Source organism: Roseovarius azorensis (genome assembly GCF_900109455.1).
Classification (GTDB): Bacteria; Pseudomonadota; Alphaproteobacteria; order Rhodobacterales; family Rhodobacteraceae; genus Roseovarius; species Roseovarius azorensis.
Map to the genome: position 1 here is coordinate 210734 of NZ_FOAG01000005.1, position 25158 is coordinate 235891.

General features: G+C 61.4%; 27 protein-coding genes. 6 read left to right on the forward strand and 21 right to left on the reverse strand.

The window, feature by feature from the left end:
• Window positions 1–142: 142 nt before the first annotated feature.
• The 4 genes from BSG08_RS09630 to BSG08_RS09645 are packed head-to-tail and all read right to left on the reverse strand — an operon-like array spanning window position 143 to window position 3246.
• The gene (locus BSG08_RS09630; RefSeq protein WP_093035750.1) at window positions 143–976 is read right to left on the reverse strand and encodes a transglutaminase domain-containing protein; all 834 of its coding nucleotides are present in this window, start codon (window positions 974–976) and stop codon (window positions 143–145) included.
• Window positions 973–2028: a permease gene (locus tag BSG08_RS09635; protein ID WP_093035753.1), complete on the reverse strand. Its 1056-nt coding sequence runs from the start codon at window positions 2026–2028 to the stop codon at window positions 973–975. Before BSG08_RS09635 ends, BSG08_RS09630 begins: the two co-directional genes overlap by 4 nt.
• Before the next feature lie 41 nt (window positions 2029–2069).
• Window positions 2070–2387 (reverse strand): ArsR/SmtB family transcription factor, encoded by a 318-nt coding sequence (locus BSG08_RS09640; protein ID WP_093035756.1) that lies wholly within the window; start codon window positions 2385–2387, stop codon window positions 2070–2072.
• Between the two features lie 25 nt (window positions 2388–2412).
• Window positions 2413–3246, reverse strand: coding sequence for an HTD2 family dehydratase (locus BSG08_RS09645; protein WP_093035759.1), 834 nt, complete (start codon window positions 3244–3246; stop codon window positions 2413–2415).
• 349 nt (window positions 3247–3595) lie between these two features.
• On the opposite strand from BSG08_RS09645, the gene BSG08_RS09650 reads away from it, so the two are divergent.
• The 3 genes from BSG08_RS09650 to BSG08_RS09660 are packed head-to-tail and all read left to right on the forward strand — an operon-like array spanning window position 3596 to window position 5919.
• Entirely contained in the window at window positions 3596–4303 is a 708-nt protein-coding gene (locus tag BSG08_RS09650) for an ABC transporter permease (protein WP_093035762.1), read from the forward strand.
• A 1-nt stretch (window position 4304) separates the two neighbouring features.
• Window positions 4305–5066 carry an ATP-binding cassette domain-containing protein gene (locus BSG08_RS09655; protein ID WP_245770650.1) on the forward strand — a complete coding sequence of 254 codons (762 nt, stop codon included), beginning with the start codon at window positions 4305–4307 and terminating at the stop codon, window positions 5064–5066.
• 25 nt (window positions 5067–5091) lie between these two features.
• Window positions 5092–5919, forward strand: a complete 828-nt coding sequence (locus tag BSG08_RS09660) for an ABC transporter substrate-binding protein (RefSeq protein ID WP_093035768.1) — start codon at window positions 5092–5094, stop codon at window positions 5917–5919.
• Window positions 5920–5948: 29 nt separating this feature from the next.
• Here BSG08_RS09660 and BSG08_RS09665 read toward each other — a convergent pair whose 3' ends face one another.
• The 8 genes from BSG08_RS09665 to BSG08_RS09700 all read right to left on the reverse strand — a co-directional run bounded on the left by BSG08_RS09665 (window position 5949) and on the right by BSG08_RS09700 (window position 13929).
• Entirely contained in the window at window positions 5949–6818 is an 870-nt protein-coding gene (locus tag BSG08_RS09665) for a helix-turn-helix transcriptional regulator (protein ID WP_093036007.1), read from the reverse strand.
• A 136-nt stretch (window positions 6819–6954) separates the two neighbouring features.
• Window positions 6955–7839, reverse strand: a complete 885-nt coding sequence (locus BSG08_RS09670; RefSeq protein ID WP_093035771.1) for an MBL fold metallo-hydrolase — start codon at window positions 7837–7839, stop codon at window positions 6955–6957.
• Window positions 7836–8270, reverse strand: coding sequence for a DUF6691 family protein (locus BSG08_RS09675; protein WP_093035773.1), 435 nt, complete (start codon window positions 8268–8270; stop codon window positions 7836–7838). Before BSG08_RS09675 ends, BSG08_RS09670 begins: the two co-directional genes overlap by 4 nt.
• Window positions 8271–8273: 3 nt before the next feature.
• Window positions 8274–8714 carry a YeeE/YedE family protein gene (locus BSG08_RS09680; RefSeq protein WP_093035776.1) on the reverse strand — a complete coding sequence of 147 codons (441 nt, stop codon included), beginning with the start codon at window positions 8712–8714 and terminating at the stop codon, window positions 8274–8276.
• Between the two features lie 191 nt (window positions 8715–8905).
• Complete coding sequence (locus tag BSG08_RS09685; protein WP_093035780.1) at window positions 8906–9340, reverse strand: universal stress protein; 435 nt, start codon at window positions 9338–9340, stop codon at window positions 8906–8908.
• Window positions 9337–11946: a TRAP transporter permease gene (locus tag BSG08_RS09690; RefSeq protein ID WP_093035783.1), complete on the reverse strand. Its 2610-nt coding sequence runs from the start codon at window positions 11944–11946 to the stop codon at window positions 9337–9339. The genes BSG08_RS09685 and BSG08_RS09690 overlap by 4 nt, the downstream gene beginning before the upstream one ends.
• A 114-nt stretch (window positions 11947–12060) precedes the next feature.
• Complete coding sequence (locus BSG08_RS09695) at window positions 12061–13029, reverse strand: TAXI family TRAP transporter solute-binding subunit (protein WP_093036009.1); 969 nt, start codon at window positions 13027–13029, stop codon at window positions 12061–12063.
• Between the two features lie 36 nt (window positions 13030–13065).
• Entirely contained in the window at window positions 13066–13929 is an 864-nt protein-coding gene (locus tag BSG08_RS09700) for a MurR/RpiR family transcriptional regulator (protein ID WP_245770651.1), read from the reverse strand.
• 106 nt (window positions 13930–14035) lie between these two features.
• Between BSG08_RS09700 and BSG08_RS09705 the strand changes: the two genes are divergently transcribed.
• On the forward strand, window positions 14036–15358 hold the full coding sequence (locus BSG08_RS09705; RefSeq protein WP_093036015.1) for an aspartate aminotransferase family protein: 1323 nt from the start codon (window positions 14036–14038) through the stop codon (window positions 15356–15358).
• A gap of 39 nt (window positions 15359–15397) precedes the next feature.
• Here the strand turns inward: BSG08_RS09705 and BSG08_RS09710 are convergent, their stop codons facing one another.
• The 3 genes from BSG08_RS09710 to BSG08_RS09720 form a co-directional block, all read right to left on the reverse strand.
• Window positions 15398–16888 carry a tripartite tricarboxylate transporter permease gene (locus BSG08_RS09710; RefSeq protein ID WP_093035786.1) on the reverse strand — a complete coding sequence of 497 codons (1491 nt, stop codon included), beginning with the start codon at window positions 16886–16888 and terminating at the stop codon, window positions 15398–15400.
• A complete protein-coding gene (locus BSG08_RS09715; protein WP_093035789.1) occupies window positions 16885–17376 on the reverse strand; it encodes a tripartite tricarboxylate transporter TctB family protein in 492 nt (163 codons plus the stop codon). Before BSG08_RS09715 ends, BSG08_RS09710 begins: the two co-directional genes overlap by 4 nt.
• Before the next feature lie 80 nt (window positions 17377–17456).
• Window positions 17457–18434 (reverse strand): Bug family tripartite tricarboxylate transporter substrate binding protein, encoded by a 978-nt coding sequence (locus BSG08_RS09720; RefSeq protein WP_093035792.1) that lies wholly within the window; start codon window positions 18432–18434, stop codon window positions 17457–17459.
• A 143-nt stretch (window positions 18435–18577) separates the two neighbouring features.
• Here BSG08_RS09720 and BSG08_RS09725 point away from each other — a divergent pair, with 143 nt between their 5' ends.
• A complete protein-coding gene (locus BSG08_RS09725) occupies window positions 18578–19486 on the forward strand; it encodes a LysR substrate-binding domain-containing protein (protein WP_093035796.1) in 909 nt (302 codons plus the stop codon).
• Window positions 19483–20226: a sulfite exporter TauE/SafE family protein gene (locus BSG08_RS09730; RefSeq protein ID WP_093035798.1), complete on the forward strand. Its 744-nt coding sequence runs from the start codon at window positions 19483–19485 to the stop codon at window positions 20224–20226. The genes BSG08_RS09725 and BSG08_RS09730 overlap by 4 nt, the downstream gene beginning before the upstream one ends.
• A 30-nt stretch (window positions 20227–20256) precedes the next feature.
• Here BSG08_RS09730 and BSG08_RS09735 read toward each other — a convergent pair whose 3' ends face one another.
• From BSG08_RS09735 to BSG08_RS09760, 6 genes are read right to left on the reverse strand one after another with little or no spacing between them, the layout of a single operon-like run.
• On the reverse strand, window positions 20257–20928 hold the full coding sequence (locus BSG08_RS09735; protein ID WP_093035801.1) for a fumarate hydratase C-terminal domain-containing protein: 672 nt from the start codon (window positions 20926–20928) through the stop codon (window positions 20257–20259).
• Entirely contained in the window at window positions 20925–21884 is a 960-nt protein-coding gene (locus BSG08_RS09740; protein ID WP_093035804.1) for a fumarate hydratase, read from the reverse strand. The genes BSG08_RS09735 and BSG08_RS09740 overlap by 4 nt, the downstream gene beginning before the upstream one ends.
• Complete coding sequence (locus BSG08_RS09745; RefSeq protein ID WP_093035807.1) at window positions 21881–23635, reverse strand: L-aspartate oxidase; 1755 nt, start codon at window positions 23633–23635, stop codon at window positions 21881–21883. Before BSG08_RS09745 ends, BSG08_RS09740 begins: the two co-directional genes overlap by 4 nt.
• The gene (sdhC, locus tag BSG08_RS09750) at window positions 23635–23976 is read right to left on the reverse strand and encodes a succinate dehydrogenase, cytochrome b556 subunit (protein WP_093035810.1); all 342 of its coding nucleotides are present in this window, start codon (window positions 23974–23976) and stop codon (window positions 23635–23637) included. The genes BSG08_RS09745 and sdhC overlap by 1 nt, the downstream gene beginning before the upstream one ends.
• On the reverse strand, window positions 23973–24305 hold the full coding sequence (locus tag BSG08_RS09755) for a succinate dehydrogenase (protein ID WP_093035813.1): 333 nt from the start codon (window positions 24303–24305) through the stop codon (window positions 23973–23975). Before BSG08_RS09755 ends, sdhC begins: the two co-directional genes overlap by 4 nt.
• Window positions 24298–25014 (reverse strand): succinate dehydrogenase/fumarate reductase iron-sulfur subunit, encoded by a 717-nt coding sequence (locus BSG08_RS09760; protein ID WP_093036018.1) that lies wholly within the window; start codon window positions 25012–25014, stop codon window positions 24298–24300. Before BSG08_RS09760 ends, BSG08_RS09755 begins: the two co-directional genes overlap by 8 nt.
• Window positions 25015–25158: the final 144 nt, after the last annotated feature.

Below are 25158 nucleotides of genomic sequence, written 5' to 3' on the forward strand. Positions count from 1 at the left end.
GGTTGGGCAATATTTTTGGTTTTACCAATTGGTAAAATTTATCCGGTCGATTTGCCAGAAAAATCACCTGCGCGCCAAACTAATCCGCTCTTCGCCCGAGGCCCAGAGATATTTGCTCAATATCCGTGCAATTACCCAACTCTCATGGCGCAGGCAGACGGGCGGTTATCGGAAGCTTTTGCCAGGTACCATCCGGTCGCTGTCGCATCGGTTCGGCCAGGAGCTTGAGCCGTGCCATCGTTTCGCTCAGCACATAGATGTGGCCCATGGAATGGCCAAGTGCCACGCGCCAGCCCGGACGCGGATTCAGTCCGGGTTGCGTCGGACCCAACCCTGCTTTCATATGATGCGCAATGTCCCAGTCCAGCACCTCACCCGCGTGGCGCGTGACTACCCAGCAATGCATGTCATGGGTTACGCCACCCTTTTCGGCAGGAAAGAAATAGCCATAGACATAACCGGCCTCATAGCCCGCCGCGCGCAGACTTGCGACCAGATAGGTATTGATATCCACGCAGGATCCGGGCGTCTTGCCGCAAGCAAGATAAGGCACAGCGTCGGTGCCATCGTTGAACCGCACCACGGGATGGTCATAGGTAAACCGAGCTTCGGCCTCGGCCACCAGCGCACGGATACCGGCCACCCCGCCACCCACCGCATCTGCAATCTCGTGACTCGCCTGCGCCAGATCATCAGCGGCGACGGTATGGGCGGTGATGCGCGGGGTATAGACAGCTTCGGGATAACCTTGGCCCTCGGACGCGGGGATGATCTCATACGTCAGGGTCAGCGTGCCGTCTGTTGCCTCGACCCAGAGCGCGGCCAGACCCAGACCCGCTTCCAGCGCCACCGCCTTGATCCGCCCGCCGACCACCTTGGTGTTGATCAAAGAATCCTGCGGGCCACTCATTCCCGCAGGGGCCAGAAACCAGGTTCCGGTCTCGAGCTCCGCGATCTCGATTTCCAACCGTCTCATGCGAACTTCCAGAGTTGAAACAGCAGACCAGCAACGAACGCCCCGGTTAGCGACATCGTGATATAAAGTATGAAGACACGCGGCCTCACCAATGCCCAGACGGCGATAGCAGCGGGCAACGACGTGACGCCACCCGCGACCAGGAACGCCAGACCCGCCCCCGGCGCCATGCCCTGTCCGATCAGACCACCCACCAGCGGTAACGCAGCATAGCCGTTGAGATAGGCAGGCACCCCGACCAATGTACCCAAGACGATGGGACCGATGCCGGTGCCGCCCAAGAGCGATGTGATATTCTCGGCCGGGATAAAGACCAACATCAAACTCTCGAGAATGAATGCCAGAGTAAGCCATTTCAGCAGGAACAGGGTCACATTTAGCGCCTCGCGGCCAAACTTTGCCCGGCGGTCAGGATCAAACCAGAAGCGCCAAACGATCGGCTTGGGCGCATGTACTTTGCTGCCACCACATCCACCGTTGCCGATTCCATCGCGCAGTGGGTCGCTCAGCCCCCCGGCACGGCCCATCAGATGCACGGCCCAGCCGCCTATCAAGCCCAGACCGACGGCTGCCAGCGTCTTGGCAATCGCGAACTCCAGCCCCAGAACCCCGGTGGTCAAGACGAACATCGACGGGTCCATCACCGGCGACGCCAGCCAGAACGCCATCACCGCCGAGAGCGGCACCCCCATCGCCAGCAAGGCAGCAATCAACGGAATCACCCCGCAGGAGCAGAAGGGCGACAAGCCGCCAGCCAATGCCGCCAGCAGGATCATCAGCGCCGGTGCTCCGGTAAACGCGCGCGCGATCAGGTTGTCCGCGCCTGTGGCCGTGGCCCATGCGGCGATGCCGATGGAGAGCACGAGGAACGGTGCGGTGGTGAGCAGGGCGTCGGTTGTAAATATGACCGTGGCGCGCGCCTGTGACCTGTCTGATATCGTCAGCACGATGAGGATCAGCGCCGATATCATCCAGATCCGGTGATCTTTCCACAGGCGGCGCAACATCAGGGTGGCGCGGGGTTGGGGGAGGCTTGTGTCAGTCATGTCCATATCCCTAGAAAAGTCGTTTATTTTGCCCAAAAAACGTGCCCTCAGGCTGCGTCATCTGCCTTGGCCAGCGTCACCCCGGTGCAGCATTCCGAAGTCAGGAAATCCAGTGTCCGGCGCATGGCGACGTAATTCACGCGGTTAACCACCGCGCGCCCCTGTCGTTCCTGAACCACCAGCCCCGCCTCAACCAGCGCAGAGAGATGATGCGCCAGCGTCGAGGGTGCCTGCTCCAGATGCTGCCCGATTTCGCCCACGTTAAGTCCCTCGTCACCCGCACGCACCAGCAGGCGAAAGATCGCGAGCCGGGTGTCATGGCCAAGAGAGGCGAGCGCGCGGGCAGTGGGGCTTGTGATGCTCATGGGATAAATATAACTATATTACTAGTTATGTCAATATATCTTGTTCCACCCGACCCACCATGGTCGCCACCCCATCGCCTTTGCGCCGCACCCGCAGGTCCAGACCGCCCCCGGTCTCTCGTGCCTCGACCAACACCGGCAGGTCGCATATCAGCGGCGTCAGGCCACGATAGGTGAACCGCGCAGGCAGGTGGCCTATGACATGCGCCGCCAGATTGATCATCCACACTGCCTGCATCGGCCCATGCACGACCAGCCCTTCGTAGCCTTCGACCCCGGTGGCATAGGGATAATCGTAATGGATGCGGTGACCATTGAAGGTGAGCGCCGAAAAGCGGAAGAGCAACGTCGAATCGGTCGTCAGGTGCCAGGCGATTGCATCCGGCCAATCCTCGGCCCGCTCCGGCATCCGCGCCTGTTCCGGCTTGGGATCTTCGCGATAGACGATATCCTGCCACTCGGTCAGGCGCTCCGCACCGTCCACGCGATAGACATGCCACTGCGTGACGAAACCCAGCTTGCCGCTGCGCCCCTGCTTGAAACTGACATCGGCAATCGTGGTCTCGCGCGTCACCATGTCACCGGGCGCGAAGGGCGCGTGAAACCACAATTCCCCTCCCGCCCACATGCGGCGCGGCAGCGGCAGGGCGGGCAGAAATATCCCCGTCCTCGGATGGCAGTCGCGACCCATCTGATCGGGCGTCACCACATCGGGCACCAGACACCAATGCAACCCCGGCGGCACATCGCCGGGGCCGAGCGTACCCGCCATCGTCGCGCGATACTGCGCGATCAGCCGCTCCGATATCGGCTCTGACCGGCTGTAGGTCCGGTCAATCCAGTCGGAATAGTCGTGCATGAACTTACCTTTGTCTCATGAATGCTCTTAGCCGCCCAGTATCGGCCAATGCCTAGATCGAGTCAGCCCCTTCAGGCGCCGCGTATATCGGTCCCGCCTGGCAACCCACGCACGACACAGCTTTTTCCATACCAACGGCATCCTTTGTGTAAAGAGACGACAACTGCATTTCATGACGCTCATGACGCACGCCGATGACAGCCGAACAATGTGCGATCCGAGACGGAGTTCGGACCGAAATCTTGCGGCTCAGTCGCGGTGATAAACCTATTTTCGCATATCACGCCGCTTTGGGATGGATTAATGTGTTTTTTCATGTATTTTTTCCGTAAATCAGGAAGGAAAACACGTGTTCAGCTTTTTCGACATCTTGACAGAGGCCCTGGGCCTGATCCTGTCCTGGGATCGTGCATTGAGCGAAATCGTGCTCCTGTCGCTGCGCGTTACTCTGACCGCTGTGGCGCTCGCCTGCCTCATCGGCCTGCCAGCGGGGGCGCTCATCGGCGCGTTCCGCTTTCCGGGGCGCACAATTGTCACGGTGATCCTGAATGCGCTGATGGGACTGCCGCCGGTCGTGGTGGGGCTGGTTGTCTACCTCATGCTCTCGGCCTCGGGTCCGCTTGGCGTGCTGGGGCTTCTCTATACACCCACGGCAATGATCATCGCGCAGACGATCCTTGTGACCCCTATCGTGGCGGCGCTCACCAAGCAGGTGGTTGAGGATCTGCATGGTGAATATGCCGAGCAATTCGCCTCTTTCGGCCTGCGCGCGCACGACCGCATCGCGGCGCTCCTGTGGGATGCACGCTACAGCCTTCTGACTGTAGCGCTCGCAGGTTTTGGTCGCGCGGTGGCCGAGGTGGGCGCGGTGCTGATCGTGGGGGGCAACATCAATCATGTGACCCGGGTAATGACCACGACGATTGCGCTCGAAACATCCAAGGGCAATCTGGAACTGGCGCTGGCGCTAGGTGTGCTACTGCTGACGATTGCGGTGATCGTCAACGCAGCGGTCATGGCGCTTCGGGCCTCTGCGGTACGGGCGGCTTATGCGTGACATGGCGATAGACCCTCTGACACTGGACCGCGGTGCCGCAACGCCGCTGCTTGCAACCTCCGCGCTCTGCTATGACGCGGGCGGCAAACGGCTGATCGACAATGTGACTCTTTCGATCCGCACGAACCGTCGCACCATGATCATGGGCGCGAATGGTGCTGGCAAAAGCCTGCTTTTGCGCCTGTTGCACGGGCTTCTGGAGCCTACTGAGGGCACGGTCCTTTGGCATGGACGCACGCCAGGCCGCGCGGCGCGACTCGCGCAGGCGATGGTGTTTCAGAACCCGGTGATGCTGCGCAGATCGGTGCAAGCCAATCTCAGATTCGCTCTTGCAGCGCATGGCGTCCGGGGCAAGGACCGCGCCGAGCAGACCGACCAGGCGCTCGTCATGGCGCGGCTGACCCACATGGCACGCAGCCCGGCACGGGTGCTTTCAGGCGGTGAGCAGCAGCGTCTTGCCGTCGCCCGCGCGTTGATCAGCAAGCCCGATCTGCTTTTTCTCGACGAACCGACCAGCAGCCTTGATCCCGCCTCGACACAGATGATCGAAGATCTCGTCAACGCCGCCCACGCGCAGGGCGTGACCATTGTCATGGTCACCCACGATCTGGGCCAGGCGCGGCGCATGGGCGATGACGTGATCTTTCTACACGCCGGTCAGGTGGCCGAGCGCGGCGCATTGGCGGATGTGCTAGCCCAACCAACAGCGAGTTCCACAAAAGCTTGGCTAGAAGGCCGACTCTACACAGCAAAAAACCCCTGAAATCCAAACCAATGAGGAAACCCAAATGCTCAGGCGCCATGTATTTTCCCTTGTCGCAGCCGCGCTTCTCGTTCTTGGCCTCGCCGATACAACCGATGCGCAGGACCAATTCATCGTGGTGCAATCCACTACTTCAACGCAAAATTCGGGGCTCTTCGATCACATCCTGCCGATCTTTCGGGACAAGACCGGCATAGAGGTGCGCGTGGTCGCCGTTGGCACCGGACAGGCGATCAAGAACGCCATGAACGGGGATGGCGATGTCCTGTTCGTTCATGCCAGGGCAGCTGAAGAGAAATTCGTGGCCGAGGGTTACGGCGTGATGCGCTCGGACGTGATGTATAATGATTTTGTTATCGTCGGCCCGTCCGCCGATCCAGCGGGTGTGGCGGGCATGACCGACGCGACGGCAGCGCTGGCACAGATTGCCGAGGCAGAGGCGCCATTTGCCTCGCGCGGGGATGACAGCGGCACCCACAAGGCAGAACTGACCCTCTGGGCAGAGGCCGGAATCGACGTGGTGGCTGTGTCAGGCGGCTGGTATCGCGAGACGGGTTCCGGCATGGGGGTCACCCTCAACACCGGCATCGGCATGGGGGCCTATGTTCTCACCGACCGCGCCACATGGATCGCCTATGGCAACAAGGGTGCGTATCAGATCGTAGTCGAGGGCGACCCGAAGATGTTCAACCAGTATGGCATCATTCTCGTCAACCCCGCGAAACACCCGAACATCAAGGCCGAGGCCGGGCAGGCATTCATCGACTGGGTTCTGTCGGATGCAGGGCAACAGGCCATCGCCGATTACAAGATAAACGGCCAGCAACTCTTCTTTCCCAACGCGGACGGCTGAGCTCCGTGCGCAGGCAGACGCGGCGCCAATCAGGACGACAGCCACCGCACCGCGCCCAGTCCGGCCAGATCATACCCCCCAAGCGCCGCCGCCTTGGCGATCATCGTCTCGGATCGGGCGAACCGCATCAGCCGTTGTACACCTTCGGTGAAATAGGCGCGCCGGTCGATCACCAGGTCGAACCGCTCGCGCACCAATGGACGGAACACCAGACGGAACTGTCGCGCCATAGCCTCGAGACCCAGTGTCGCCTCCGCCTCGCCCGCTGCCACCGCCGCTGCCGCGTCGCTCTCGGTATGCGCAGGGCTGGACCTTGTCAGGATATCGTCGGACGTCAGCCCCGCCTCGGCCATCATACGTCCGAAGAGCGCGGTCGTGCCCGCCCCCTCCTGCCGAAGGATAACCCGCCGTCCGCGCAGATCCCCGAAATCGTGAACCATATCCGCCACGCCAGGCGCCAGGATCAGTCCGCGTACGCGCTCGGCCCATCCGATCAGCACCGCGTCGCGCAGGTGGCGCGCCTCGAGTGTCTCGATATTCCATCCGCTCCTGTCAGGAATATGCAACCCCGCCAGCGCCGCACGCGCTCCGGCAAACACCTCCAGCCCATCGCAACTGCCGTTCCACAGCGTCGCCAGACCCGCACCGCTCTCGCGCAGCGCCCAATCCAGCAGAGGATCGTGCGAGCCGGTAACAAGCGCCGGTCTCTCGGCGCTCTGCGCCGCGCCCGATCCCTCGATCCAGCCCACCAGTTCGCCATGCGGGAACAACAGCTTGCCGGTGATCTTGCGGTGCGGGATCTCACCGGCAGCCACCATGTCATAGACCTTGCGCTCCTTGACGCGCAAAAGGTCGGCGACCTCCTTGGTCGTCAGATAGGCGGGGGTGTCGTTTTCCATCTGCTCCAACGGATTGCAGGTCTGTTATCAGTTGCCTGCTTTCCTACCCTATCCCAAGGGGGAAATCAGCAGGAAAGACATCCCGGTTCTGCCGCCGCCAAGGCCGTGTTTCCCCACACCGCCGGGGCGCGCCCTGTCACAACCTGTTCACCGGCACCTTCAGCACCGGGTTGCCATCCACGTCCCGCGGCACCTCGCCCGCCCGCATGTTCACCTGAAGCGAGGGCAGGATCAGCCTGGGCATGGCAAGTGTCGCATCGCGTTCGGTGCGGAATTTGACGAACTCCTCGCGCGTCCTGCCGCCGCCCACGTGGATGTTATGCGCCTTTTCCTCGGCCACCGTGGTCTGCCACTGGATGTCGCGGCCATTGGGGCCATAATCGTGGCACATGAAGAGGCGCATCGCGTCAGGCAGCGCCAGAACCTTCTGGATGCTGTCGTAAAGCTGCCCGGCGTCGCCGCCCGGAAAATCCGCCCGCGCTGAGCCGCCATCGGGCATGAAAAGGGTATCCCCGACAAAGGCCGCATCGCCCATCACATGCACCATGCAGGCGGGCGTGTGACCAGGCGTGTGGATCGCGAAGCAGGTCATGCCACCCACCTGATAGGTGTCGCCGTCCCTGAACAGCCGGTCGAACTGGCTGCCGTCGCGCTGAAATTCAGTGCCTTCGTTGAAGATCTTGCCAAAGGTATCCTGCACCACCAAGATCTTTTCGCCAATCCCGATCTCGCCGCCCAGTTTCTGCTGGATATAGGGGGCTGCCGACAGGTGATCGGCATGAACATGCGTTTCGATGATCCATTCGAGCCTCAGTCCCTCGGCCTCGATATGGGTGATCATCGCATCGGCATGGTCATAGGTGATGCGCCCTGCCGCCATGTCGATATCCATTACGCTGTCCACGACCGCGCAGACGTTGGAATCCGGATCCTTGACCACATAACTGAGCGTGTTTGTGGCCTCATCAAAGAACGCCTTGACCTGCGGTATGATCGCCATGTTTATCGGATAATCGCTCATGCTGCTGCACTCCTGTCTGTCTGTTTTGTCTGGATCAGCCGCGCAACCCAGATCCCCGCCAGCAGCGCACCGATAAAAGCGAAAACTTCTCCCTTTCCAGAACCGAGCGCCGGCAGCGCCGCCCCCGGACAGAACCCGGCGATCCCCCAGCCAAGGCCGAAAACCGCCGCGCCACCAATCAGACGCGCGTTAATCGCGGTGCTGGCAGGAAGTTGGAAACGCTCCTCGATCAGCGGTGCAGAGCGGCGCAGGACAAGCCTATAGCCAATGAAGGTCGTGATCAGTGCCCCGCCCATCACGAACATCAGGCTTGGATCCCAGGTTCCGGCAACGTCAAAGAAATTGAGCACCTTGGCCGGGTTGATCATGCCAGAGATAGCGATTCCGACACCAAAGATCAGGCCTACGATGAATGCAGAGATTAGACGCATCGCTCACACCCCCATGAGGTGACGAATAACATAGACCGTCGCAAAGCACACGCTCATGAAGATGGCCGTCGCTGCAATCGACCGCCTGGACAGCCGCGCCATTCCGCATACCCCATGCCCTGACGTGCAGCCAGAGCCAAAGGTCACACCAATCCCGACGACAAAACCCCCGATCAGCACCATCGGCAGGTTGACCGGCACATCGACCGCCGGCATCCGCCCGGTTGTGGCCAGCACCACCAGCGGTCCGGCTATCATGCCCGCAACCATAGCAACACGCCAGCCCTTGTCGCCCGGCACACCTGCCGTCATGAGACCGGACAGAATGCCCGTCGCACCCAGCACCCGGCCCTGAAACAGCATCAAGAGCACTGCCGATACCCCGATCAGAATGCCCCCCGCCAGTGACTGCAGTGGCGTAAAGGCTGTCTCAAATCCTGTCATGGCTTTCTCCTTGCTTGCACGTCTTCCAAAATCTCGCGGCCATTCGGTCAGAAATATGTTCACTTTCGAATATATGAAAGTGTTTTGCAAATTCCTACCCGAACGCAAGCGGATCTCGGAAATCTCGCCGCATCAGAACGCCTGCCTGATGCCGCGGTAGTGTCTGTATGCAGCGCGATGAAAAAACTGTTCTAGCGCACTACATAGACAGAGCAGTCTGCATGTCGCACCACCCGTGCGGCGTTGGGGCCCAGCAGGTAATCTTTGAAATCCGGCTTGTGCGCCCCGATCACGATAAGGGCGGCATCATCCGCCTTGGCCACGCGCAGAATCTCGTCATAGGCGGTACCGGTCAGCACCAGATGGCGGACCGTCTTGTTGACATCTTCGCCCAGCACCGCGATGACCAGATCATTCAGCCGCTTCTTGGCCTCGGCCACCGCCTTTTCATGATGGGTCTTGTCGAAATACCCGCCGACCACGCTCATCCCGTAATCCGGCAGGACGGTAACCACATCCAGCGGCATCCCCTCCATCCCGGCCAGTTTCGCGGCCCTATGCAGCACAGTGTCATCACGATGCGGGGTGCTGATATCCACAGCACACAGAACAGGGCGCGCGCTCATGCCGGGACTCCTTGGCGTGTCATACGGGCGCGCTGCAAAAAGGCCACCAGGCCCAGCAGCACCAGCGTGGGAATAAAGATCAGCTCCTGCGGCATCTGCGCCTGCGGAGCCTTTACGCTGACCAGCTTGACAGGCACGTCGCCGTAAAAGTCAAAGCTCTGCAACACCTCTGCATGAGGCGAGCCGAACATCGGTTCCTCCAGCACGACATCAGTGCCATCGTCGATCAGCGTAATCCCGGATTGCGCCATGCGTTCCACGGCGCCGGCAGCATCCGGCACGGTCAGAACCAGCACCGTCTCTTTCATGGCCCCCGTCATGAAATCAGGCCCTGCGACCAGCAGCCGGATGTCCTGCCCCGGTTCTGCCTCCGCGAGCGCGCTTTCGAACTGTGCCGGAGGCACTATTTCGAACGGCGGCTGCAGCCGGTTCATGAACCAGTCCGGGCGGAACAGCGCGAATGCAATCAGAACCAGCGCGGCGCTCTCGTAGATCCTGTTTCTGGTCAGAAACCAGCCCATCGTGCCTGCGGTAAAGACGAGAATCGCAATCGTCGCCACGACAAAGGTGATGATCCCCTGCACCCATGTCACATCAATGAGCAACATGTTGGTGTTGAAGATGAACACGAACGGCAGCGCCACGGTACGCAGCGAATAGAAGAACGCGGTAAAGCCTGTACGGATCGCATCGCCCCCGGACACGGCGGCGGCTGCAAAACTTGCCAACCCCACAGGTGGCGTCACATCCGCCATGATCCCGAAGTAGAACACGAAAAGATGCACTGCAATCAGCGGCACGATCAGACCGGATTGCGCGCCCAGTTGCACGACCACCCCCGCCATCAGTGAACTGACCACGATGTAATTGGCCGTCGTCGGCAGACCCATACCCAGAACAAGGCTCAGAAGCGCCACCATGACCAGCATAAGCACCAGATTGCCGCCCGAGAGGAATTCGACCAGATCGGCCATGACCTGCCCGACCCCGGTAAGCGTGACAGTGCCCACGATCACGCCCGCCGTGGCGGTCGCCAGCCCGATACCGATCATGTTGCGCGCACCGTCGATCAGCCCCTGCAACAGGTCCACCGCACCATCTCTGGCCCGGTTGGCATAACCGTTCTGTCCCCGTAAAAGTGCCTTGAGCGGGCGTTGCGTCAGCAAGATCACAAACAGCAGCATGGTCGCCCAGAATGCCGACAGGCCCGGCGATTTCTGCTCGATCATCAGGAAATAGACCAGCACAACAATGGGCAGCAGATAATACAGGCCTGACTTGTAGATCTCGCCGACATCCGGCAGCCGCAGATCCTCGGCATTCGGGTCATCTGGTTCCAGGTCCGGTCCCTGCGCCGCCAGCCACAACAGCGCAACATAGACCAGAATCAGCAAACCGGGCAGGATCACGCCCGCTCCGTCCGGCACCAGCGCCACAATCCACGCCACCGGAAACTGCACGCCATAGCACAGCCCTGCAAAGCCCGCGAAAAACAATGCCATACCGCCGATGGTTTGGCCCAGGCTGATCACCCGGTCGCCCAGCGTCGGCATGTTCAGCTTTACCGCCTCGAGATGGACGATATAGACCAGCGCGATATAGCTGATCGCCGCCGGCAGAAAGGCATGGGTGATCACCTCGACATAGGAAATCCCGACATACTCGACCATCAGAAACGCGGCGGCACCCATCACCGGCGGCATGATCTGCCCGTTGACGGAACTTGCCACCTCGACCGCACCCGCCTTTTCGCTGGTAAAGCCCACCCGCTTCATCAGCGGGATGGTGAAGGTTCCGGTGGTCACGACATTGGCGATGGATGAGCCGGAAATCAGCCCTGTCGCAGCAGAACCCACGACTGCCGCCTTGGCTGGGCCGCCGCGCAGATGCCCCAGTGCGCCAAACGCCATCTTGATGAAATAATTTCCCGCCCCGGCCTTGTCGAGCAACGCCCCAAAGAGCACGAACAGGAACACGAACTTGGTGGACACCCCCAGAGCGATGCCAAACACCCCCTCGGAGGTGATCCACATATGGCTCATCGCCTTTTTCAGGGTCGCCCCCTTCCAGCGAATGACCTCTGGCACCACTTCGCTGGCACCAAAAAACACGTAGAGCAAGAATACTGTGGCAATGATCGCCATCGCCGGGCCCAGCGCCCGCCGCGCCGCCTCAAACAGGATGATCAGCCCGACCAAAGCCACCCATTTGTCGGTGTCATCGGCCAGACCGCCCGCATTGACGATCTTCGTGTAAAAGAAGTACCCGTAGAGCGCGATAAAGGCGCCGACTGCGGCCAACACCCAGTCATGGACCGGTATGTAATGGCGCGGACTGCTACGCAGCATCGGATAGGCCAGAAAGGCCAGGAAAATCGCAAAGGCCAGATGGATCTGGCGGCTGTTGTTGATGATGGAACCCGGCAGGATGTAATTCACGATCGGCGAGGCGAGAACGACCTGAAACACCGACCACACCACCGCAACGGAAACGAGTAGCAACCCAACAGCCCCTGCAGGATTGCGCGCACCCGCATCACTCGACGCCACGAGTTCCTGCAATTCTTCTTCGCTGAGCGGGCCCTTACCCGTGGGGTTGTCCGCCATTACCATCACTCCCTGTACTGCCACCTTTCGCGGCTTGTTGTGCGGACCCGCCTGAATGGCGGCGGGTGATCGAGAGGGGCGGCGCACCGCCCCCTCGCATGTCCTGTCGCCGGATTAGTCGATCCAGCCCTTCTCCTTGTAATACTTCGCGGCACCGGGATGCAGTGGGGCTGACAGACCGGCAGTAATCATTTCCTCGGGCTCAAGATTGGCAAAGGCCGGGTGAAGGCCCTTGAACTCGTCAAAGTTCTCGAACACGCCCGCAACCACCGCATAGACCGCATCTTCCGATACATCCGTCGAGGACACGAAAGTTGCCCCGACGCCAAAGGTGGTCACATCCGCATCGCTCCCGCGATACATGCCGCCGGGCACCGTGGCCGAACGGTAATAGGCGTTCTCGGCAATCAGCTTGTCGATCGCCGGACCTGTCACATCGACCAGAACGCTGTCACAGGCGGTCGTAGCCTCCTGGATGGTGCCCGACGGGTGGCCCACGGTGAACACGATCGCATCCACCTGATTGTCACAGAGCGCCGCCGACTGCTCGGCCGGCTTCAACTCTGCCGCCAGCGCGAAATCGGACGTGCTCCAGCCAAGTTCGGCCATCACCACCTCAAACGTGCCACGCGCGCCCGAGCCGGGATTGCCCAAATTGACCCGCTTGCCCTTCAGATCGTCAAACGTCTTGATCCCCGAATCGGCGCGCGCCACTACGGTGAACGGTTCGGGGTGGATCGAAAACACCGCCCGCAGATCCTCGTAAGGGCCGTTCGCCTCGAACTGTGAGGTCCCATGATAGGCGTGATGCTGCCAGTCCGATTGCACCACCCCGAATTCAAGTTCACGCTCGCGGATCGTGTTGATGTTGTAGATCGACCCGCCGGTCGATTCCACCGAACAGCGAATACCATGCTCCTTGCGGTCCTTGTTGACCAGACGACAGATTGCTCCGCCCGTGGGATAATACACCCCCGTCACACCGCCAGTGCCAATGGTGATGAATTCCTCCGCCTGCGCCGCCGGGGCCGCAACCGCAGCAAAGGCCGCCGCGCAGACTATGAATTTGAAACGTGAAAACATCATTTTCTCCCTTTTTGTTGATGTTTATTTGATCGTTCAGCCGTCCCAGACCTCCTGCAGACGGCGGTTGCTCTCTTCGATCCGGCCAATCCGTGTGCGGGCTTCGGGCCCGGCGCGGCTGACCAGCATGCCGACCATGGTTTCAACCAGAACCATCGTCGCCACATAGCTTGAATAGAAATGCGGGCTGTCCGTGGGCACGACAAAACCTGCCCCGGCATGCCGCAGGGCCGGACAGGCGTGGGTATCGGTGATGACCACAACATAAGCCCCTTGTGCCTGCGCCGCCTCGGCGGCCCGGATCGCCCGCATGGAAAACGGCGGCTTGGTCACAACCACCACCACGTCACGCGCATCGAGATCGGTCAGCCCGGACCCGACAGAGGCCCCCATACGGCCCGCCATCGCCCAGTTGGCGGACACGAAGTTCGCCATATAGGCGAAATACTCGACAATCCCGGTCGAGCCTAATGCACCGACCAGAACGACATGGCGCGCCCGGTGCAGACGGTCCACCGCCTGTTCCAGAAGATCGCGGTCGATCTCTTGGGAAAGGGTCTGCAGATTACCCTGACAGGCCGCCAGGTGGGCGTCGAAAAATGCCATTTCACCAGTGGCATGCGCGGCCTGCAATCTCTCGGCGCGTTCCGCAAAGCTGTTGACACGGCGGCCAATCTTGGCGCGCATGACCTCGCGCAACTCTTCAAAGCTCGCGTAATCGAGTGCTCGCGCCATGCGCGAAAACGTGGCAGGAGCCAACCCGCTCTCCTGTGCAACAGCACGCAGCGACCGGGTCGCCGTGTCTACGGGGTGGGCCGCCACATATTCACCCGCACGCCGCAGTTTCTCACTCAGCGCCTCGTAGTTTTCAGCCAGCCTTTGTTCGAACGCGCCCGGCAAGGTCTACCCCCTGAGTCCAGCCCAATGAGAGCGTTTCATCTGTTTCATATCTTGTCAATATATGAATCATATGTTTCACTGCGGCGCAGCCAAACCGGAGCCGACGATGTCCCACGTCTTTCCCCGCCATACCCGGATTCGCCCACCAATCGCCGCGCGCGGCGAGGGGGCATATATATATGACAACACCGGCAAAGCCTATCTTGACGGCTCAGGTGGCGCGGCCGTGTCGTGTCTTGGCCATTCCGATCCGGATGTCACCGCCGCGATCAAGGCCCAGGCCGACCGACTCGCCTTTGCCCATACCGGATTTTTCACCTCGGAGCCTGCCGAAGCGCTCGCCAACCGATTGATTGCGCATGCGCCAGAGGGCATAGACAGGGTCTATTTCGTCTCTGGCGGGTCCGAGGCGGTGGAATCGGCACTCAAGCTCGCGCGCCAGTATTTTCTTGAGATCGGCCAGCCGACGCGCCACCGATTCATCGCGCGGCGGCAAAGTTATCATGGAAATACGCTGGGTGCGCTTGCCACAGGCGGAAATGCCTGGCGGCGCGAACCCTTTGCGCCGTTGATGGTCGAGACCTCGCATATCTCGCCCTGCTACGAATACCGCGACCGCCAGGATGGCGAATCGCCCGAGGATTACGGCCTGCGCGTCGCCGATGAGCTGGAAACGGAAATCCTGCGTCTCGGGCCGGAAAACGTGATCGGCTTCGTCGCTGAGCCAGTGGTTGGGGCCACTCTCGGCGCGGTCCCGCCGGTGCCGGGATATTTCACCCGAATCCGCCAGATTTGCGACACACATGGTCTACTCCTGATCCTTGATGAGGTGATGTGCGGCATGGGGCGCACCGGCACGCTCTTTGCCTGCGAGCAGGACGGCGTGCGCCCCGATATCGTGACCATCGCCAAGGGGCTGGGCGCGGGTTATCAGCCGATTGGCGCGATGCTCTGCTCTGACACGATCTATCAGGCGATCGAGGCGGGATCGGGCTTTTTCCAGCACGGCCACACCTATATCGGGCACCCGATGGCCTGCGCCGCCGCCGATGTTGTGGTGGAAAAGCTGACCACCGGCGGAATGACCGCGCGCGCCGCAGTCATGGGCGGGAAACTCGATACCGCCCTGCACACTACATTTGGCCAGCATCCGCATATCGGTGACATTCGCGGGCGTGGCATGTTTCGCGGACTGGAGATCGTCGAGGACCGCGCCACCAAAACCCCTTTCGCGCCTGAGCGCGGCATCAGCAAGGCGGTGAAAAAGGCGGCGTTCGAGGCGGGGTTGATCTGCTATCCGATGGGAGGCACGATTGACGGGCGACGCGGCGATCATGTGCTGATCGCGCCGCCCTTCATCCTGACCGAGGCGCAGATCGACGAGTTGACGGGCAAACTGTCGGCGGCCTTTGCACAAATCCTCGGATGACACCTCTGCCGCGCGCTACGACGTGACCCCTGCGGCGCCTCACCCCTTGTCGCGCGCCTTGTCCAGCGTGCCACGGGTAATGGCCACGACGGTCAACGCTGTCAGCCCCCAAAAGAACCAGGTGATCGGACCGCGCAGCAGGATCTCGGGGCTGCCGCCCGACATCAGCATCGCCTGACGGAAATTATCCTCAAGCAGAGGCCCGAGGATGAAGGCGATGAGGAACGGTGCTGCGGGAATGTGGTAGCGCCCCATGGCAAAGCCGACCCAGCCCATCACGAACATCACGCCCACGTCAAAAATGTTGTTGTTGACCGCAAAGACCCCGTAGGTGCACAGCACCAGCACCGTCGGCATCAGAATGCGCTTGGGAATATCCGCCGCCGGCTTGAAGCCCCGGATTGCAAGGCCGCCGATGACAAACAGCAGCGCCGAACTGAAGATCAGGCCGATGAAGAGACCATAGATGATATCCACATTCATCACAAACATCATTGGCCCCGGTTGCAACCCATGGACCATGAACGCCCCGATGATGATCGCGGTGATCACATCACCCGGCACGCCAAGCGCCAGCAGCGGAATGAGTGTGGCCCCGGCAACGCCATTGTTGCCCGCCTCTGAGGCGGCGACGCCTTCGATCTCGCCCTTGCCGAAATTGGCCTTGTTGGGCGATTTGCGCCGCGCCTCGGAATAGGACAGGAATGCCGCCGGGGCGGCCCCGATACCGGGAATCGAGCCAAGGAACACGCCGATGAAACTGCCCCGGACGATGGATTTGAAGCAGCGCCGGTATTCGGCGAAAGTAACCCATTTGCTGCCCAGTTTCTGCACCGTGCCGATATGTCCCGTCGGATGCCAGACGGTGTTGATGATCTCGGGAATGGCGAAGAGGCCGATCAGTACGGCGATAAAGTTAAGCCCCCCCATCAGGCTGGGATCGCCAAAGGTAAAGCGGTTGGTGCCATAGATCAGGTCAAGCCCGATGGTGGCCAGCAACAGCCCCAGCAGCGCCGAGAGCGCTCCACGCAGCAGGCTGTCACCCGACACACCGGCAATGATGGTGAGCGAAAACAGAATGAGCGCAAAGAACTCGGGCGGACCAAAGCTGAGCGCAAAGGAGGCGAGCCAGCCGGCAAAGAGGATGAGCGCCAGATTCGAAATGAGATCGGCAGTGCAGGATGCCCAGAGCGCCATGCCAAGCGCGCGCCCCGCCTCGCCACGCGCCGCCATCGGGTGCCCGTCCAGCACGGTTGCCGATGATGCGGGCGTGCCCGGTGTCTTGATCAGGATTGCCGGGATGGAGCCGCCAAAAATGCCGCCCTTGTAAACGCCCAGCAGCAGCAGGATACCGTTGATCGCCTCCATCGGAAAGGTAAATGGCAGCGCCAGCGCCACCGCCATTGTTGCCGAGACACCGGGAATCGCACCACCAATCACGCCAATCACCACCCCGATCGCGAGTGACAGAAACGCCTCGAAATTCCCCACCAGGGAGAAACCCGCCATGATGCTGTCAATGAGGCTCACGGCAGTCTCACAAACTCGCCCTGCGGGATCGCCACACCGGCGACATGCGCGAAAAAGGCATAGAGGAGGAGCGGCACCAGAACCGCGCAGACAAGAGCCGTCACCGGGTGGCGTGTCCGCACCAGAAAGGCGAGAGCGGCAAAGGACAGCATCGAGGTCCAGACCATGCCGATGCGAGACAAGGCCCAAAAGGTGACGGCCATCAGGACCGCCATCGCCATCAGCCGCAATGCACCAGCGCGCGGGTCATCTATCGCCTCGTTGAGCGGTGCCTCGGATGCGGACATGCGCCGCCCGAAAACCACCAGCCCCAGCCCCACCAGCCCGGTAAGTCCGCCCAACACATAGGGCCAGAAGCGTGGCGACAGTACGACATTTCGAATGTTGGTGGGTGAAGAGACCCAGTTCGGGATCGCATAGAACATCAAGAATGCCGCCACCAGCATCGCCCCTATGCCCAGTTGCATCTGTATTGCCCGTTGGTTCACTCCTGATCCTCCCCGATCAGTCTGCCTGCGGTTGTTGACCGGGCGCGGTTCACCGCGCCGACGGCCCGTGGGATCGGGCGTCAGCCTTCGACGCGCATGCCCAGTTTGTCCACCAGCGCACGGAAGGTCTCGTATTGCTGCTGGATAAAGCTGTTGGCCTCTTCCGGACTCATCACATTGATCACCGAGCCGAGCGCGTTCATCTGCGCAACAAACTCCGGATCGCCTGCGGCGTCGATCATCCAGGCCCCCCATTTCGCCGCAACATCGTCGGGCAGGTCATCGGGTCCGGCAATGCCGGTCCAGCCCACCAGTTGTGTCAGATCAGGCTTGCCCAGATCCACTGCGGTTGGCGCATCAAAGCCCGCCACCGGTTCTGCGGTGGTGACGAGGATCGGTTTCAGTTGGCCGTTGGCAACAAATCCGGCCAGCGCCGAGGTGTTGGTGCAGATGAACGTGACCGTACCGTTCAGCACCGCTGTCGCCGCCTCACCGCCGCCCTTCTGCGGGATATGGGTGGCTTTCTCAAGCGGGTTCTCGACGCCGAACTCATCCAGCACGAAGACCGCCGCCAGATGCAGCATCGAACCCACGCCGGACGAGCTGTAACTGGTGCCTTCGGATTCCGTCATGGCAACCAGATCCTCAATCGTCTCGATGCCCGAATCCGAACGCACGGCACAGGCGACCGGGTTGATTTCATAGACCGTGACAAAGCGAAAATCGTCGAGCGTATAGGGCAGCGTCGCCTTCATCGCCGGATTGACGGTATGCGAACCCACCCGCGCAAATAGCAGGGTATAGCCATCCGCCTTGGCATTCTGCACTGCCACCGACCCGGTGGCGCCGCCAGCGCCGGTGATGTTGGACATGACCAGCGGCTTGCCCACTGCGCGCCCCAGCGGCTCGGCAATGGCGCGTGCCGAAATATCGGTGGCCCCACCAGGACCATAGGGGATCACCATGTTGATCGGACGTTCGGGGTACTCTGCCAGCGCAGTCGTGGCGATCAGCCCCAGACCAAGGACACAGGTTGCACCAATCTTTCTCAATGTCATCTTTTTCTCCTCCTTGCCGGTCTCGCGACCTTGTCAATGCTCATTGCAACGCCGTCACGAACAGTAGTATCCTTAAGAGAACCTTAATATAAGCAATATTCTGTTACATCTTAGGTGATAAAAGATTACGAAAGAGGACCAGCATGTCAATTCGGCGCCTGCGGACCCTGATCGCGGTAGACGACCACAAGACCTTCAGCGCCGCGGCGGATGCGGTCTATATCACCCATGCCGCCGTCAGCCAGCAGATGCGCCTGCTGGAGGAGGAATGGCAGATCACCCTCTTCGACCGCAGCCGCCGCACCCCGCAGCTGACGCCTGCGGGCCGCGCCCTGGTGGCGCGCGCCAGAGAGATCGTGCGTGCCTATGACACGATCATCGCTTCGGTTCTCGGCGACGAGGGATTCAAGGGCGAGGTGTCGCTCGGCGCGGTGCCGATGACATTGACCGGGCTTACACCACTCTCGGTGCGGTTGCTGAAGGACAGCTATCCCGATCTGCATGTGCGGATCGTGCCCGGCATGACCACGCAGCTGATCGCAGAGGTAGAGCGCGGGGCGATTGATGCCGCGGTCCTGTCGCGGCAGGGTCCGCTGCCACCAGACATGAACCACGCCGATGTGGCACAGGAACCGATGCAGCTACTCGCCTCCGAGGATGCGGTGGGCGAGGATGTCATCGACCTGTTGACCCGCTATCCCTTCATCCGCTTCAGCCGCGATGCTGTGGTGGGTGGCCTGATCGACAACTGGCTGCGCGAGAACAACATCAGCGTGAAGGTCACAATGGAATTGCAGGGACTCGAGGCAATCTCCAGCATGGTTCTGGCGGGCCTTGGCGTTTCGATCGTTCCGGCGCGCTGCGTGCGCGGCTTCAACCCACTACCGCTCAGACGTCTGCCCTTGCCCGAGGGTGCGCCCGTGCGGCAACTGACACTTGCGTTTCGCCGCGACAACCCCCGCGTCCCGGTCATCCAAGAAATTCACAAGGCACTTCTGGGCGCGGTCAGGATCGGGGTATTCACCCCCGCCGAAAGAGGCAGCGCCGCGTGACTCCCGAGATTGCATTCTATGTGGTCGCCGGGGCGGCAGCGGGCGGGCTGATCAACGGGCTTGCCGGATTCGGCACGGCGCTCTTTGCGCTCGGGTTCTTTCTCAATGTCATGCCGCCGGTGCAGGCGGTGGCGGTGGTGGTGATCCTCTCGGCGCTCACCGGGCTACAGGGCGTCTGGATCGTGCGCCACGCCATCGGCGCGAACAAGCGGCGGCTGGCGCGGTTTCTGCTCCCCGCGCTGGTGGGGATCCCGCTAGGGGTGCTCGTGCTCAGCGTGATCGAGGCGCGCAGCCTCAAGCTGGTGATCGCCGCATTTCTGCTGCTCTATGGCGGCTATTTCAGCCTGCGCAGCCGGTTGCCGAGATTCGAGAAACCAACGCCGGTCTGGGACATGCTGGTGGGGTTTTTCGGCGGTGTGCTGGGCGGGGCCGCCTCGCTCTCGGGGGCCCTGCCAATGATGTGGTGCGCGCTGCGCCCTTGGCCCCGGCACGAGACCCGCGCCGTCCTGCAACCCTTTAACGTGGTGGTGTTGGCGCTGACGGCGCTGATGCTGGCGCTAAAGGGAGCCTACACCCGCGACACGCTGACCCATCTGGCGATGGCTGTACCGGTGGCAATTCTGTCGGCACAGGTTGGAATAGCGGTTTTCAAGCGTCTGCCCGATGCCGCATTTCGTCGGTTGCTGATTGCGATGACCTTTGTGTCGGGCGCGGTGCTGATGCTGCGCGAAGTCCTGTGACCGGAGCACGGTGCCGGGCCGAAGTCCGGTCTACCCTATCACCTCATCCGAACGGTCATCCGTCTCGCCATAACGCTTGAGAACCGCCGGGCGGGTACCCTCGTAGACACGTTCCAGATTGGCAGCAATCTTGGCGTTCTCGCGTTCAAAGAGGCAATTTCCCTCCAGATCAGATGCCACGATGAACGGCCCCATCCGTTTGCAGCGGATGACCCACATCGCCTGCGCCAGGCCCAGTTCATCCTGCCAATGCACCGCCTCGACCTTCTCGATCCCACGACCCAACAGCGCGCCGGTGCCGTAGCCCACGGTCGATAGGTAGATCGCGCCATTGGGGACAAAATAGGATTTGTAATCCTTCGACGACATGCCGCCCTTGCCGATGATCAGCTTGGCGCCGGTCTTGGCCATCCATTCGGGCAGCCATTTGGCAAAGCGGAAAGAGGCCGTGGCGGTCACCGCGCCCATGTCGAACGTGCCATCCTCGCGGATCGCGGCGGCAGGAGAGCAGTGGAAATTGGTGGCGCTCTGCCCCGGCAGTTCCATAGGGATATTCGCCTGCTCCTCCAGCGCGCGTTTATAGACTCCTTCGCGCGCGGTGTAGAGCAACCCGTCGAGATAGACGATATCGCCAAGGCGCAATCCGGCCAGCGCCTCGGGCGCGGGCGTGGTACTCAGACGGATTTCGCGTGGTTTGCTCATTTGGCAGCCTTCGTGGTGGCGGTGGGCCAATCAATGGTTTCGCGCCGCTGATAAGGAGTGAACCAGTCGGGATCGGTGCGGTATTCCACCCGCCCGCCGGGCCAGAGCCGCGCCACTGCCCGCCGCGACGACAGACAGAAGGCATGCACCGACATCTGCATGCCACCCGTGTGGCAATAGCCCACCTCGATATTGCAGTCGATCACCATGTTCTTGCCGACAAACCCCATCGCCCCCATGCCGATGGAATTGCCCAGTTCCTTGAACTCATCTTCCAGTGCCGCGATCTTCGGATCGGGGTTGCGATCCCCCACCACACGCAGACAGGCGGCGCGCTTGCCCAGCACCATGCAGGTATCCTTGGACCCCCCAAGGCCGATACCGATGATCGCCGGCTGACAGGCCAGCCCGCGCTTGCCGAATGCCAACAGGCTGTCGAGGTAGAAACGCTTGATCCCCTCGATCCCGTCAGAGGGAAAGAGCATGCGGTAATCCGTACCAAAGAGGCCCCCTTTATGTACGGTGATGAGGTCGATCCAGTCGCCCCCCGGCTCATAGCCATATTCGATTTCAGGTGCGCCTATGCCGACATTGTTGTTGTGATCGGTCCGCCAGAGCGGATGCACCCGGTTGGGGCGCAGTGGCACACCGTTTGTGGCGTTCGCCGTGGCCTGGCGCAGGGCCGTCTCCAGGGCAACCGGGCCGCCCTCGACCCGCGCCTCGTTGCCCATCTTCACATACCAGCGCGGACAGCCGGTATCGCCGCACATGGCACGACGGTCCTCCTTCGCGGCCTTATAATTTTCCAGCATGGCCTGCAGGACGAAGGACGACAGATCCCCGTCCTCACTCTCAGCCGCCGCCTGAAGCCCCGTCAGATAATCCTCGGGAATTTCAATCGCGGCCTTGTCCATGAGCGTCTCGGCAGTTTTCTGGATCAGGTCGATGGAAATCATTGTGCTGCCACCAGTGTTTCGGGTTCGCCCTCGGGCAGGATCGTCTCACCCGGGCGCACGATGGTGAATTGAACCGGCTCGCGGCGCACATTGAGACCGGCGCCCGTTTGCGTGATGACCGTAAAATAAGAAGCGTCCAGATCGCCCTCTTCGGGAAAATCTTCGCGGTAATGCGCCCCGCGCGAGTTTTCACGCGCGAGACCGGCAAGAATGATCGCTTGAGACACATCGCAGAGCGAGCGCAGATTGAGCCAGTCATGCCATGTGAGGTTAAAGGCAAGGTTGTCACCCGCAACACCCACTTCCATCAGTTCATCCGAGATCCCGGAGATCCGGATCAGCCCGCGCTCCATCCCCGTTGCCGTGCGCATCACGCCGACATCCTCCCACATCGCCTCTTGCAGGGTGTGGCGCAAGGTATGCACCGGCCCCGGTTTGGCGCGCAAAGGATGCAGCGCGCGGTCGATCTCGGCCTGCAACACCTCTGGACAGGGATCGCGCAATGCGCCCATGCTGCGGATATCCGCGCCCATCACGTCGCCCGCCACCCCGCCATAGACGGTGGAGTTGGCCACGCCATTGCCCCCCAGCCGGTTGGAGCCATGCGCGCCGCCTGCATCCTCTCCGGCCACGTAAAGCCCCTCCATCGCGGTGCGCGTGTCGGGGTCGACCACCACACCGCCCATGAAGTAATGAGCGGTCGGAACCACCTCGACCAGCCCGCCAGCGAGGTCAAAGCCGCTATCAGCGCAGCGTTTGACCATGCCGGGGAATTTCGCGCGCACATTCTCGGGGCCAAGGTGAGCCATCGAGATAAAGACGCCACCGTGCTCTGAAGTGTTGTTCTTGCGCATCTCCGCATAAATCGCACGGCTGACCACATCGCGCGTCGCGCGCTCGCCCTTGGCGTCATAGTCGAACATGAAGCGGTTTTGTGCGCCGTTGAGCAATTGACCGCCCGCGCCGCGCAACCCCTCTTCCAGAACCGTGCCGGTCATCCGCGTGTGATCGCCCGCCAGGAGGCCCGTTGGGTGAAACTGCACCATTTCCATATCGCGCAGCGGCAGACCGGCACGCAGCGCCATGGCGAGGCCATCCATCGTCTTGTCGCCCGAGGGGGTGTTGTATTTGTACATGGTGGGACCGCCGCCCGTGGCCATGAGCACCGTCTTGGCCCGGACCAGACGAAAGCCGCCGCTGCGCATGTCGATGAAGAGTACGCCGGCCAAAGCGCTACCGTCGCGCGTGGGGATGAGTCCGATTGCGCGATGCTCTTGCAGCTTTTCCATGGGCTGCGCCAGAACCTGCTCCATCAGGCGACTGATTATCTCGATGCCGGTCAGGTCGCCCTTGTGGACCGTGCGGTCGGCGGTTTGCCCGGCAAAGGCCTTCTGATGCAGACTGCCATCGGGGTTGCGGTCAAAGAAGCAGCCGATTTCATTTTCAAGCTCATGGATACGCACCACAGCCTGCTCGCAGAGTTTCCACGCCATATCCTGATTGGGCAGCCATTTGCCGCCGCGGATCGTGTCCATGAAATGCCGCTCGACGCTGTCGCCGCCGCCCAGCGCGACGTTATAGCCGCCCTGCACCATGCGGGTGCAGCCGCATTTGCCGATCAGCCCCTTGACGGCAATGGTAATCCGCGTGCCTTCGGGCGCCGATTGCTGTGCGTGAAGGGCGGCAAATAGGCCCGCGCCGCCGGTGCCGATAATCAGGATGTCGGTATCGTGCCGGTCGATATGGGTCATCAGATCGCCCTCAGGAAGAACGTGCCCGACAGGAAGAGTGCGACGCCAACCGCTCCTGCGGCCAGCGTCTTTTGTCGGTTCGACCAGGGCAGGAACTCCAGCGCCATCAGGCGCAGCCCTCCGAACATATGGACCGCGAGCAGAAACACGAGGCCGAATTCGGCGACCTTGACCAGAGGATGCTCGGCAAGGGTCAGAAATCCGTCAAGCCGCGCGGGCGCAGTGATTGCCTGCGACAGGAGCCAGAAATGCGCCGGCAGAAACAGCGCCAGCGTCAGCCCCGATAATCGGTGCAGCACAAAAGCGAGCCAGAGGGGGTGCGAGCGTGGCGGCTGCTTCATGGCAGCGTCACCGCGAACGCCGCGCTGAGCCCCAACACCAGCAGGGGCGCACAAATACCCCATGTCAGTGCCGCAAGGACCATACCGCCCAGGCCCAGCCATTCATGCACGATCACACGCAACCCGATGGCGGCATGCACGGACACCGCCACGACAAAAAGCCCGTAGAACAGGAACCACAACAGACTGCCCTGGGTCCGGCCAAGGATCTCCGCAGTGGTTAGCCCACCCTGAATGGCGTAAATCATCACCGCGATATGACCCAGAACCAGTGGTGCCATTACCAGCGCACTCAGCCGTTGGAGCATGTAAAGCCGCAGGTCAAGCATCGCGTTTCCTCCGCAGGGCCGCCTTGACCGTCTCGCGCTTCAGCCCGGCAATCGCGCGCATCGGGTTGAGCGCGTTAGGGCAATATTGCGCGCAACTGCCCATCGAGTGACAATTGTGACAGCCCCCCTTGCCAGAGACCGCTGCCAGAATGCCAGAACGATTCGCATCCCGGCTGTCATTGAGCAGGGTCCATGCGCGTTGCAGCGCTGCCGGCCCCAGATACTCAGGATTGCCCGCCACCGTATCGCAGGCCGCATAGCAGATGCCGCAGTTGATGCATTCGATCCCCAGATCAGCCTCTGCCCGGTCGGGGCTGTTGGCTGTGATCGGGTCGGAATCCTCGAGCCGTCCGCGCGTTGGGTGATGCCGCGCCTCAGCGGCAACCCATTTGTCAAAGAACGGATCCATATCCGTCACAAGATCCTTGATCACAGGCAGGTTGCGCAGCGGCGCGATCTCCAGCCGACCGTTCTGCACCACACGGCTCACATGCGTCCGGCAGGTCCATCGCGGCACGCCATTGATCATCATCGCGCAAGAGCCGCACATCCCCACCCGACAGGAGAAACGATAGCTGAGCGTCGGATCGACCGCCTGCTGAATCCATGTCACCACATCCAGAACGGTTTGGCTGTCACGGGCGGGAACGTCAAAGCGGTCCGTACGGGACGCCTCTGTCGTGCCGCGCTGCACGATCACTTCCAACATGTCAGGTTTTTTGGTCACAATGCCCCATGCCTGGCTGGATTGGCTGAGCTTTGCTTATAACTATCAGATCAGCTAACAAAAAGGAATAAATGCTAAAATTTTCCGTAAGTAAAAATATCAAAAATCCCTGCATGCCTGCGACAG